This is a genomic window from Paenibacillus dakarensis (assembly GCF_001373415.1).
Classification (GTDB): domain Bacteria; phylum Bacillota; class Bacilli; order Paenibacillales; family Paenibacillaceae; genus Paenibacillus_AQ; species Paenibacillus_AQ dakarensis.
The window spans coordinates 98,435-109,940 of record NZ_CDSE01000047.1 but is presented as its reverse complement, the minus strand read 5'-3'; the positions used below and the strand labels follow the sequence as shown (position 1 = coordinate 109,940).

At 46.0% G+C, this 11,506-nt stretch carries 12 protein-coding genes; all 12 read left to right on the top strand.

Annotated features, from left to right (window positions below; translation table 11 throughout):
• The coding region (locus BN1234_RS21940) for a DUF2273 domain-containing protein (RefSeq protein WP_082423200.1) at window positions 1-195 on the top strand (195 nt) is incomplete at its 5' end.
• A 163-nt stretch (window positions 196-358) separates the two neighbouring features.
• Window positions 359-817 (top strand): transcription antitermination factor NusB, encoded by a 459-nt coding sequence (nusB, locus tag BN1234_RS13600; RefSeq protein ID WP_054957206.1) that lies wholly within the window; start codon window positions 359-361, stop codon window positions 815-817.
• Window positions 818-889: 72 nt separating this feature from the next.
• A complete protein-coding gene (gene folD, locus BN1234_RS13595; RefSeq protein ID WP_054957205.1) occupies window positions 890-1,747 on the top strand; it encodes a bifunctional methylenetetrahydrofolate dehydrogenase/methenyltetrahydrofolate cyclohydrolase FolD in 858 nt (285 codons plus the stop codon).
• A 1-nt stretch (window position 1,748) separates the two neighbouring features.
• Window positions 1,749-3,119, top strand: a complete 1,371-nt coding sequence (gene xseA / locus BN1234_RS13590; RefSeq protein ID WP_054957204.1) for an exodeoxyribonuclease VII large subunit — start codon at window positions 1,749-1,751, stop codon at window positions 3,117-3,119.
• On the top strand, window positions 3,109-3,366 hold the full coding sequence (gene xseB, locus BN1234_RS13585; protein WP_054957203.1) for an exodeoxyribonuclease VII small subunit: 258 nt from the start codon (window positions 3,109-3,111) through the stop codon (window positions 3,364-3,366). Before xseA ends, xseB begins: the two co-directional genes overlap by 11 nt.
• A 22-nt stretch (window positions 3,367-3,388) precedes the next feature.
• Entirely contained in the window at window positions 3,389-4,264 is an 876-nt protein-coding gene (locus BN1234_RS13580; RefSeq protein ID WP_170308046.1) for a polyprenyl synthetase family protein, read from the top strand.
• Window positions 4,265-4,385: 121 nt separating this feature from the next.
• Window positions 4,386-6,293: a 1-deoxy-D-xylulose-5-phosphate synthase gene (gene dxs, locus BN1234_RS13575; protein ID WP_054957202.1), complete on the top strand. Its 1,908-nt coding sequence runs from the start codon at window positions 4,386-4,388 to the stop codon at window positions 6,291-6,293.
• A 20-nt stretch (window positions 6,294-6,313) separates the two neighbouring features.
• The gene (locus BN1234_RS13570; RefSeq protein WP_054957201.1) at window positions 6,314-7,186 is read left to right on the top strand and encodes a TlyA family RNA methyltransferase; all 873 of its coding nucleotides are present in this window, start codon (window positions 6,314-6,316) and stop codon (window positions 7,184-7,186) included.
• 69 nt (window positions 7,187-7,255) lie between these two features.
• On the top strand, window positions 7,256-7,738 hold the full coding sequence (locus BN1234_RS13565; RefSeq protein ID WP_054957200.1) for a hypothetical protein: 483 nt from the start codon (window positions 7,256-7,258) through the stop codon (window positions 7,736-7,738).
• 27 nt (window positions 7,739-7,765) lie between these two features.
• Window positions 7,766-8,215, top strand: a complete 450-nt coding sequence (gene ahrC, locus BN1234_RS13560; protein ID WP_054957199.1) for a transcriptional regulator AhrC/ArgR — start codon at window positions 7,766-7,768, stop codon at window positions 8,213-8,215.
• A gap of 43 nt (window positions 8,216-8,258) precedes the next feature.
• On the top strand, window positions 8,259-9,998 hold the full coding sequence (recN, locus tag BN1234_RS13555) for a DNA repair protein RecN (protein ID WP_054957198.1): 1,740 nt from the start codon (window positions 8,259-8,261) through the stop codon (window positions 9,996-9,998).
• 102 nt (window positions 9,999-10,100) lie between these two features.
• Window positions 10,101-11,432 carry a SpoIVB peptidase gene (gene spoIVB / locus BN1234_RS13550; RefSeq protein ID WP_054957197.1) on the top strand — a complete coding sequence of 444 codons (1,332 nt, stop codon included), beginning with the start codon at window positions 10,101-10,103 and terminating at the stop codon, window positions 11,430-11,432.
• Window positions 11,433-11,506 lie beyond the last annotated feature (74 nt).

The window sequence follows — 11,506 nt, the reverse complement described above, 5'->3', positions numbered from 1 at the left end:
ATATTCGGTGTAATCAGTGGTATAATATGTGGTCTGATTTATTTATTATCAGGTTTTTGGGATATGCTGTTCTTTGCATTGGTGGTATTTATCGGCTATACCTTCGGTAAACGAAGGGACTTACAGCAGGGCCCCCTGTTTCATTGGCAGGAGTGGGGGCGCTGGCTGTTTGAGCGTTGGCGGCCGTTTAAATGAACCCTGTGATTTGCTCTCTTTCGGAAAAATGCCGGGATATGCTGTTTCTCGCCCGTTTTTGCGGAGAGAGCTGCTCACAGGTTTTTTTTTTGCTGATAATTATCACTCATAGATCATACTAAACACAAAATGGATTTCAGTCAGAGTCCACAGGAGGAACATAATGAAGAGACGTGTATTAAGAGAGATTGCTGTTCAGAGCTTGTATCAGATGGAGATGAACGAAGTGGACAGTGCTGAGGCTGTCTCCATGCTGCTCGCTGAAGCTGCGGAGGAGAATGAGACGGAACGTGTTATTGGCGATGAAACCAAGGTCAAAGAAACGGTCCTCCAGTTGGTGAATGGCTCCTGGGCAGCAAGAGAGAAAATTGATGCTGTATTGACACATTATTTGAAAGGCTGGCAGGTTAGCCGGCTGTCTCGCGTAGACCGTCAAATTTTACGTCTTGCTGCCTATGAATTAGCATTCCGGGATGATGTTCCAGGGAAGGTAGCTGTAAATGAAGCAATCGAGCTTGCCAAGCATTTCGGCACGGACGAATCCGGCAAATTCGTCAACGGGGTTCTTGGACGTATGCTTTCAGAAGTTGATCAAGTGAAAGCGAAGCTGCAGCAGGCTTAATTTTGTGACTTAACTCTTATGTATTCAATCGAATTGTAATTATTACTTTGGGCTTAAGGGGAGAGGTTAAGAATGGCAGCAGAAATCATTAGCGGGAAATTGATATCTGAGGAAATACGGGGAAATATTGCAGAGGAAGTTCAAGTGCTTGCAAGTAAAGGCTTTCGCCCTGGCTTGGCGGTGGTCTTGATCGGTGAAGATCCTGCATCTCATGTATATGTTCGTAATAAGGAGAAGGCATGCCATGATCTCGGATTCTATTCTGAAGTCCATCGCTTGCCTGAAACTGCAAGTCAGGAAGAAGTTTTGACATTAGTAAACAAGCTCAACAGCCAGGACAGTATCCACGGGATTCTTGTTCAGCTGCCTTTACCGAAGCATATTGATGAAAAAGCAGTGCTTAACGCCATTGCAGTTGAAAAAGATGTGGATGGCTTTCATCCGATCAATGTCGGTAACCTCGTCATAGGAGACGACAGTCTGCTGCCGTGTACACCAGCAGGTGTTATCAAGCTTATAAAGCGGACAGGCATCGAAATGTCCGGTAAGCATGCTGTGGTCATCGGACGATCCAACATTGTCGGTAAACCTGTATCATTGCTGCTGCAGCGTGAGAATGCGACCGTAACGATGTGTCATTCAAAAACGGCTAACATGGCGGAAATCGCCCGTATGGCTGATATTCTGGTCGTTGCTATCGGCAGAGCAAAGATGATTGATGCAAGCTATGTTAAGCCGGGAGCCGTTGTCATTGACGTAGGAATGAACCGGCTGGACAATGGGAAGCTTGCGGGGGATGTTGATTATGACAGTGCCAGGGAAGTGGCGGGATATATCACGCCGGTTCCGGGAGGTGTTGGTCCGATGACCATTACGATGCTGATGAAGAATACGCTGCTCGCCTCCAAACGGCTGAATGGATTAGTCTGATATGAAGCCTGTAGATCAGCAGCACGTTTTATCCATCAAGGATTTGAATCGATATATTCGAATGAAGATGGAGAGCGATAAGAGATTGTCAGACGTATGGATTCGCGGTGAGATTTCGAACTTTACGCATCATTCCAGCGGGCATATGTATTTTACCTTGAAAGATGAGGGAAGCCGGATCCGTGCGATCATGTTTGCTGCTCACAACCAGAGACTGCCGTTTATCCCGAAGGAAGGGTCCCGGGTTATAGCCAGAGGAAATGTTTCTGTATATGAAAGGGATGGGCAATATCAGTTCTATGCCACTCATATGCAACCTGACGGAATAGGAAGTCTGTATCTTGCTTATGAGCAGCTTAAGAAGAAATTAGAAGGTGAAGGATTGTTTGCCGCTGAGCGCAAACGTCCGATTCCCTTGTTCCCTCGTACTGTGGGAGTGATTACATCGCCTACGGGTGCAGCGGTTCGGGATATCATGATCACCATTAAAAGACGGTTTCCCCAGGCGCGTACAGTTCTTTATCCTGTATTGGTTCAAGGAAAAGGAGCAGCACCCTCTATCGTAAAAGCAATTCGTGCAATGAATGAATTAGCTGAGGCTGATGTGCTTATCGTTGGCAGAGGCGGAGGCTCGCTTGAGGAACTATGGGCTTTTAATGAGGAAGCTGTAGCCAGGGCAGTTTATGAATCGGAGATTCCAGTCATATCAGCCGTTGGTCATGAAACAGACTTTACGATTACTGATTTCGTTGCTGATTTACGTGCAGCAACGCCTACAGCAGCGGCAGAGCTTGCAGTTCCGAGTTCCGCTGAGCTTAAGGAGCGTATCCATCAGAGAAGAAGGCAGCTGGAACAAGGCCTTCAGCAAAGACTGCGCAGAAGCCGGGAACGGCTCATATCGCTGCAGCGCTCACCGGCACTTGTGCATCCGCGCAGATATATGCTGCAGCATGCAGAACGACTGGATATGTTAAAGGTTCAACTGAAGGGGGCTTTACAGACTACTATTTCACAGAACCGTCAGAAACAGACTGCCTTGAAGCATGGATTAATACGCCTTAACCCGCAGGTTCAGGTTGAGATTGCAGCTCGCAGGCGTGACAACGCGCACCGCCAGTTATCCACAGCAATGCAAGCTGTTATGCGAGATAAGCTGCAGCAGCTACAGTCTGAAATAAGACATTTGGATGCGCTTAGTCCGCTCAAGGTAATGTCACGTGGATACAGTCTTGTATACGACGAGCAGGAAAGAAAGCTTATCAAGTCATTAAAAGATGTACAGCCTGGTGATATGGTGAATGTGAAGGTTAGTGATGGTCGTCTGCAGTGTCAAGTTTGGGGAATGAAGGAGGAGGACAATCGTGGCGAATGAAACAGAATTGAGCTTTGAGGAAGCAATGGCTCAGCTCGAAACGATCGTAGGTCAACTCGAAGACGGGGATGTACCACTGGAGAAGGCAATTGATTTATTTCAAAAAGGAATGCAGCTTTCTCAAATGTGCAGTAAGAAGCTTGAGCAAGTAGAACAGAAGATTGAAATGATTGTTGACGAAGGCGGGGAGCTAAAACGTCGTCCGTTTGGGAGTGCGCTGGAAGAAACGGGTGAAGATAGTGAATAGTACTTGTCCTTTGGATCAATATATGAATGAAATCATTGACCTTGTCTCCAAGGAGCTATCTGCAATGCTGCCGAGGGATTGGGATGTTCCTGCAAGCCTTAAAGAATCCATGAATTATTCTTTAATGGCTGGAGGCAAACGTCTCCGTCCCCTTCTAACAATAGCAGCATGTGAAGCTGGCGGCGGTGACAGGGAAGCAGCTCTTCCGGTAGCCTGTGCAGTTGAAATGGTACATACGTACTCTTTAATTCATGATGATCTTCCTGCCATGGATAATGATGATTTCAGGCGCGGAAAGCCAACCAATCATAAAGTGTACGGTGAAGCGGGTGCAATCCTGGCAGGCGATGCACTTCTAACCCATGCATTCTACAGTATTGTTCAGACTAGCCGGCGTTATGGGATACCAGCAGAACGAGTGCTTTCGATTGTAGAGGATTTAGCTGAATATTCGGGTCCAAGAGGCATGGTGGGTGGACAGGTTGCAGATATGGAAGGGGAGCAGGGGATAACAAGCTTGGAGCAGCTGGAGTACATTCATCTGCATAAGACAAGCGATTTGATTATGTTTTCTTTGGTGGCCGGTGGAAGGGTAGCTGGTGTAACAGATGCACAGTTGAATGCGCTGCAAACGTATGGCCATCATATCGGCCTCGCCTTCCAAATTCAGGACGATGTTCTTGATATAACCGGTGATGAAGCAAAGCTTGGGAAGAAAACACAGAGCGATGTAAAGCAGCAGAAGGTCACATATCCATACTTCATTGGTCTGGAAGCTTCTATTGCGGAAGTTAAACGTCTTACGGCTGAGGCTAAGGCTGTAATTGCCGAAGGCGGATTTTCCAATCCGCAGCGCCTGTTGGAAATTGCAGACTTTCTGATGGTTCGGGATCACTAGTGCTGAAATTACTTGCGGGCTCTTTTTTTGTGATATAATGTCTAGGAAATGAAGCTTTAGAAGAAATGGCGGACTGCCTAATGAACACTAAATTTAACCAAGGAAAGCGGGGAGATTCTTCGTGCTGCTTCCGAACATAAAACATCCAGAACATTTAAAACAACTATCGGTAGCCGAATTGGCTGATCTTGCAGGTGAAATCCGGCAGTTTTTAATTGAAAAGCTATCCGTTACCGGTGGACATCTTGCATCCAATTTGGGAGTGGTTGAACTCACGCTGGCCTTGCATTATTGTTTCGAGAGTCCTAGGGACAAAATGATTTATGACGTGGGTCATCAAGCATATGTTCATAAAATATTGACTGGCCGTATGGACCAATTTGATACTTTGCGCAAATACAAAGGTTTGTGCGGATTCGTGAAACGTAATGAGAGCGAACACGATGTATGGGAAGCTGGACATAGCAGCACATCCCTGTCAGCAGCGATGGGAATGGCGTTGGCACGTGACTTGAAAGGTGAGGATAACCGTGTGATTGCTATGATCGGTGACGGTGCCTTGACTGGCGGGATGGCTTTTGAAGCACTCAACCATATTGGACATGAGCAGAAGAAGCTTATTGTTATTCTGAATGACAATGAAATGTCTATAGCTCCAAATGTCGGCGCAATGCATAATTACCTGAGCAAGATTCGTTCAGACCGGTATTATTTACGGGCGAAAGACGAAGTAGAGAGTCTGCTTAAGAAAATTCCGGCCATTGGCGGGAAGCTTGCTAAGACAGCTGAGAAGATGAAGGACAGTCTGAAATACATGATGGTTCCCGGCATTCTGTTTGAAGAACTCGGGTTCACGTATTTAGGACCTGTTGATGGACATGATTTGAATAAATTGATAGAAACTTTGCGCCAGGCAGATAACGTGGACGGACCTGTGCTGATTCATGCCGTTACTACGAAAGGAAAAGGTTACCGTCCTGCGGAGTCCGATTCTCATAAATGGCATGGGATTTCGCCGTATAAGATCGAATCCGGGCAAGTTCTTAAAGCCGTTGGCAATCCGATGTATACGGAGATTTTTGGTCAGACGTTGATTGAGCTCGGGGAACAGGATGAGCGCATCGTTGCCGTGACTCCTGCGATGCCCGGCGGTTCAGGCCTCATTCCGTTTAGCGAGAAATTCCCGCATCGTATGATTGATGTCGGAATAGCTGAACAACATGCTGCCACGATGTGTGCTGCGCTTGCAATGGAAGGAATGAAACCGGTATTTGCCGTTTACTCTACCTTCATGCAGCGGTCATACGACCAAATTGTTCATGATATTTGCCGTCAAAATGCTAATGTCATGTTTGCAATTGACCGTGCAGGCTTTGTTGGAGCGGATGGGGAAACACACCAAGGTGTTTACGATATTGCATTTATGAGACATATTCCCAATATTGTACTCATGATGCCTAAAGATGAGAATGAACTTCGGCATATGATGAAAACGGCACTTGAATATAATGATGGTCCAATTGCTTACAGATATCCGCGAAACAATGTAGTAGGCGTACCAATGGATCAAGAATTAATTCCGATTCCTATTGGAAAATGGGAAATGGTTCGTTCCGGTGAAGGCTGTGCGATTCTTGCGGTGGGACCTATGGTTCAAATTGCAGAAGAAGCCGCAGATATGCTGAAACGTGAAGGAATTCAGGTACAGATTATCAATGCCAGATTCCTGAAGCCGCTGGATGAGGAAATGCTTGCAAGCCTGGCCTCGTCTGGCACAGCAATGCTTGTACTCGAGGAAGCATCCCAAGCAGGAAGCTTAGGAAGTGCGGTGCTTGAATATTTTGCAGCTCAAGGGATGCACGAAGCTGTTGTTTCCTTAATGGGAATCGAGGATCGCTTTATTGAACATGGCAGCATTAAAGAGCAGCGTGCCGAGGTGGGTTTAACAACGGAGGCTGTATGCACCAAAATTCGGGAATTAATCTCATCCCATTCGGCCCCGGCGAGCAAGAGAAGCTTCTCTTCTTAAAGACCAATCAGGAGACTATAATGGATTCAATACAAAAAGAACGCGTAGATGTTCTGCTCGTGGAGCAGGGTTATTATGAAAGCCGTGAGAAAGCCAAAGCGGCCATTATGGCTGGACTGGTATACTCCGGCAGTGAACGAATCGAAAAGGCGGGTATGAAAATACCGCGTACTACGGAGCTTAGGGTTAAAGGTTCGGTTCATCCCTATGTAGGCCGTGGTGGCTTAAAGCTGGAGAAAGCTCTTAAGTCTTTTGGTATTGATATGACCGGACGTACAATGCTTGATATCGGCTCTTCGACCGGCGGATTTACGGATTGTGCACTGCAGCATGGAGCAGCTTATGTATATGCGATTGATGTTGGATATAATCAGCTTGACTGGTCTTTACGCAATGACGAGCGGGTATGCGTGATGGAGAGGACCAATTTCCGTTATGTAACACCTGAGGACTTAAAGGGGCCGCAGCCTGATTTTGCGAGTATTGATGTATCGTTTATTTCGCTGCGAATTATTCTGCCCCCTTTGCTTGCCTTACTCAAGAGACCTGCCGATATTGCAGCTTTAATTAAGCCGCAATTTGAAGCAGGGCGTGATAAAGTCGGCAAGTCTGGAGTAGTAAGAGATCCAAAGGTGCATCGCGAAGTATTGACCCAGGTGCTTACTTTTGCCCATAATCTGGGGTTGGAATTAAAAGGACTAACCTTCTCGCCCATTACCGGGGGGGAAGGAAATATTGAATTTTTGGCTCACTGGCAAGTTACACCGGAGAGTCAGGCCCAGACGGAAGAACCGGGGGTTCCTTCAGACCAAGTACCGGAACAAATGGGTCAATGGATTGACAGTACTATCCAGCAGGCGGCTCATACATTTACGGGAAACTCATCGAAATGATGGGTTTCTTTTGCTGAAAAAAAGGAGTTGCAGTATTTATCCTCGAATAAAGATTTTGAGGTGAATGGGATGAACGAACGTTATGATGGGATTCTTATGATTCTAATCGGGGTAGTTGTCATCATATTGCTGTCATGGCGGCTTAACCGCTGGCTTATGTCATCTGCTCCCGGCAAGCTGCCGGGTATTCCCATCAATGAGCGTATTCCCGATCATCCTGGGATCATGCTTTTAGAAAATGAGGGTTATGAAGTCATCGGCGGAAAGGTTAAGATTAACCTGACATTCGATACAGATGAGCAATCGCTTCAAAGCCGTCTTTTCATCGATTATGTTGCATCAGACGACAACGGAGAACTATATTTGGTCAAGCTCTCACGTGACCGCTTGCCGCTCGAATGGACGGGAAGCGGTATTAGAGACCAGCTGATGCCTTTTATGATAATGTATCCGGAATGTGCAGGATTACTGTACATTGACCTGAATGATAATGTTGTCCGGCGGGTAACTATGGAATGGTCGGATGAGGAATGGAATGTAAATAACGATTAAATCAGCTAATTTCGGGAGGCTTCTTTAATGAAGGGACAAAGACATATTAAGATTCGGGATATTATTACCCATCAGGAAATTGAAACACAAGATGAGTTAGTAGAGGCGCTTAGATCAGAAGGCTTTCAAGTGACCCAGGCGACAGTATCCAGGGATATTAAAGAATTGCTGCTCATTAAAGTTCCGATGGATGATGGACGCTATAAGTATTCCATGCCGACAGATCAGCGATATAATCCGGTACAGAAGTTGAAACGCGCGCTTGTGGACAATTTTGTCCACATTGACCGGACCGGAAATCTCGTTGTGATGAAATGTTTGCCGGGTACTGCCAACTCGGTTGCCGTATTGTTAGATAATATGGAATGGTCCCATATCATGGGTACAATCTGCGGAGACGATACAATCCTGCTTATTTGCCGTACAGAACAAGACAGTGAAAAGGTCGTATCTCAAATTATGGGGTATATTTCATAATAACAATTTCATTGAAGAGTTTGGGTCGGAGGTGCTGTATTTTATGCTAGTGATGTTATCCATACGAAATCTGGCCGTCGTCGAGAAAGTGGATGTTCGTTTCTTCTCAGGATTTCATGTCTTGACTGGTGAGACAGGTGCCGGTAAATCCATTATTATTGATGCCCTTGGACTTATAGCAGGGGGGCGAGGCTCTGCGGATTTAATTCGCTATGGCTGTGATAAATCGGAAATTGAAGCTCTGTTTGATCTACCTAAAGTTCATCCTGTGTGGGAAACACTGGAGAGGCTAGGGATCGAAGGATCCCCTGAAGAACATTTGTTAATTCGAAGAGAGTTGACTAACCAGGGAAAGAGTACTTCGCGTATAAATGGACAACTGGTTAACTTGAGCATGCTCCGGGAGGTTGGGGAACAGCTCATCAATATCCATGGGCAACATGAACATCAGAGCCTGCTTCGTTCAGACAGGCATTTAAGCCTGCTTGATACTTATGGAGATCAGATCATAGGCCCGGTGAAGCGGAAATACCAGGAACAATACAACCAATTTATGAAGGTTGAAAAAGAGTTAAACGACCTGCTTGAATCCAGCCAGAAGGCTTATCAGATGCTTGATATGTATCGTTTTCAATTAGAGGAAATCGCTGCTGCGCAGCTGAAACCCGGAGAAGACGAGGAGCTGGCTGAAGAAAGAGTGAAGCTGGCACATAGTGAGAAAATGATGGAATCCGTGGGCAGCGCCTATGAGCTGTTATATGGGTCACAAGGGCTTGAAGCGATCAGCCGTGCATTAACCCGAATTGATGATGTTGCTGGTTATGATGAGAAAGGTTTAAAACCTCTGGCGGAGCAGCTTCAATCAGCTTATTATCAACTGGAGGATGCCGTTTTTCAGTTGCGGGATTACCGCGACCAAATTGAATTCAATCCCGACCGATTGGATGATATCGAACAGCGTCTTAATATGATATCGGGTCTTCGCCGTAAATATGGGGATAATGTAGAGGAGATATTGGAATACTACAATCGCATTGAGCAGGAAACTGATTTGCTTGAGAATAAGGATGAGCATATTGAAGCATTGAAGGCCCGCAGGGACAAGCTCCTTGAAGGTTTGTTGGTTCATGCTAAAGAGCTGAGCCAAACCAGAAAACAGTGTGCCACCGACTTGGCGAGACAAGTCGAGTGTGAACTGAAAGATCTTCAAATGGAACGGACTTCCCTTGAAGTTCGCTTGGATGTACAGGAGGATCCTAATGGTTACGAGTATGAAGGAAGAAGCATTCGTCTGGGTAAGCAAGGCCTGGATACGGCTGAATTCCTCATATCTCCTAACCCGGGGGAACCGCTTAGACCTTTAGCCAAAATCGCCTCCGGTGGTGAACTTTCAAGGATCATGCTGGCAATGAAAAGCATTTTCGCACGACATGATCAAATCCCTGTTCTCATTTTTGATGAAGTGGATACGGGTGTCAGCGGGCGAGCGGCACAATCCATTGCTGAAAAACTGTACATACTGGCCAAAACCTGTCAGGTCTTCTCAATTACTCACTTGCCACAGGTAGCCTGCATGGCAGACCACCAGTATTTAATTGAGAAGAAGCTTCAGGAAGGCAGAACGATGACGCAAGTTGAATCGCTGAATGAAAATGGACGCATTAAAGAGCTTGCCCGAATGCTTGGGGGAGTCGAAATCACTGAAAAAACACTGCATCATGCCCAAGAGATGCTCAATTTGGCGGCTGCACAAAAAGCATCCAAAAGCGCATCGGGTCAATGATTGACAGTTATAAAAGCCTGAGGGCAGGGTTAACTTAAAGGTACGCAATTGGCGACCAACCTTTTCGTCAAGCGAAAGAAGAAAAAGGGAGCGTGACAGCCATTGAACCCCAACCTCAGGAAAAAACTGATCGGTTTTATTCTTGCCTTCTTTCTTTGTACCATTGGAACTGCTAAACCTGTCCAGTCTTTTGCAGCGCTGCCTGATGAAATGAGGTTGTTCGCAGGCCAACAGGCGAATTTGAATCTGGAGGTGCCTGTACAGGCACTGGCTTCGGTTGACCGTCCAGATGTGCTCCAGTTGAACGATTCAACTCAGTCGACGCTGCACGTCTCGCTTAAGCGTCCATTGAAGCTTAGCCCTCAACAGAGCGGCAAAGCGGAGGTAACCTTAAAATTATTCGGGTCCATCCCTCTAAAGACTGTTCATGTTAAGGTGATGCCGGAGCTGAAGGTTTACCCGGGCGGCCAGACCATTGGCGTTAAGGTTAAGTCGGCCGGAATACTGGTTGTCGGACATCATCAAGTGAATACGACAGGCGGTAAGGTTTCTCCAGGGGAAGGTGCCGGTTTGAAGCTAGGTGATCTCTTAACACATATGAATGGGACCGCTTTGAATGATGTAACTAAAATCGCTTCAATTGTTGAAAAAGCTGGTACGGATAAAAAGCCGCTAAATATTACGTTTATGAGAAACGGCAAGGAATTCAAAACCAAGCTAAATCCTGCTTATGATCTTGAAGACCGCTCATGGCGTTTGGGATTATACATTCGTGATTCCGCAGCGGGAGTTGGAACATTAACCTTTTATGCACCTCATCAGAAGGTTTATGGAGCACTGGGGCATGTGATTACGGATATGAATACCCAAACACCTATTGAAGTGGGAAGCGGACAAATACTACAGTCCAATGTCACATCCATTTCACGAAGTGAACAAGGGGAGCCAGGAGAAAAGAGGGCTCACTTTTTGAAGGACAGCCGTGTGCTTGGAAATGTTGAGCGTAATACCCATTTTGGAATATTCGGAAAAATGGCTGAGAATCCATCTCATAGCCTTTATCCTGAACCGATTCCGGTTGCTTTAGCAGACGAAGTGAGGACTGGTCCGGCTGAAATCCTGACCGTTGTTGAAGGGCAGGAGGTCAAGCGATTTAAAGTGGAGATCATTCATGTCACACGTCAGGATGCTCCAGCAACCAAAGGGATGGTTATCCGAATCACAGATCCCGAACTCATCAAGAAAACAGGCGGTATTGTACAAGGCATGAGCGGTAGTCCTATTATTCAGAACGGTAAACTGATCGGGGCTGTCACGCATGTGTTTGTGAATGATCCAAAATCCGGTTATGGATGTTTTATCGAATGGATGCTGCAGGATTCAGGAGTCCTTCCCACAACCCATAAGAAAGCACAAAATCTTAAGGCAGGTTAATGCCTTAAGATTTTTTTGTCGCAAAAAGCCGAAATAACAATGAATTTGAAATAAAATATACATTATAAAACAAG

Excerpts from the sequence above, each read along its gene's own strand:
- nusB (WP_054957206.1), top strand. The coding sequence starts at position 359 with ATGAAGAGACGTGTATTAAGAGAGATTGCTGTTCAGAGCTTGTATCAG.
- BN1234_RS13565 (WP_054957200.1), top strand. The coding sequence starts at position 7,256 with ATGAACGAACGTTATGATGGGATTCTTATGATTCTAATCGGGGTAGTT.
- ahrC (WP_054957199.1), top strand. The coding sequence starts at position 7,766 with ATGAAGGGACAAAGACATATTAAGATTCGGGATATTATTACCCATCAG.
- xseA (WP_054957204.1), top strand. The coding sequence starts at position 1,749 with ATGAAGCCTGTAGATCAGCAGCACGTTTTATCCATCAAGGATTTGAAT.
- folD (WP_054957205.1), top strand. The coding sequence starts at position 890 with ATGGCAGCAGAAATCATTAGCGGGAAATTGATATCTGAGGAAATACGG.
- recN (WP_054957198.1), top strand. The coding sequence starts at position 8,259 with ATGCTAGTGATGTTATCCATACGAAATCTGGCCGTCGTCGAGAAAGTG.
- BN1234_RS13570 (WP_054957201.1), top strand. The coding sequence starts at position 6,314 with ATGGATTCAATACAAAAAGAACGCGTAGATGTTCTGCTCGTGGAGCAG.
- BN1234_RS13580 (WP_170308046.1), top strand. The coding sequence starts at position 3,389 with ATGAATGAAATCATTGACCTTGTCTCCAAGGAGCTATCTGCAATGCTG.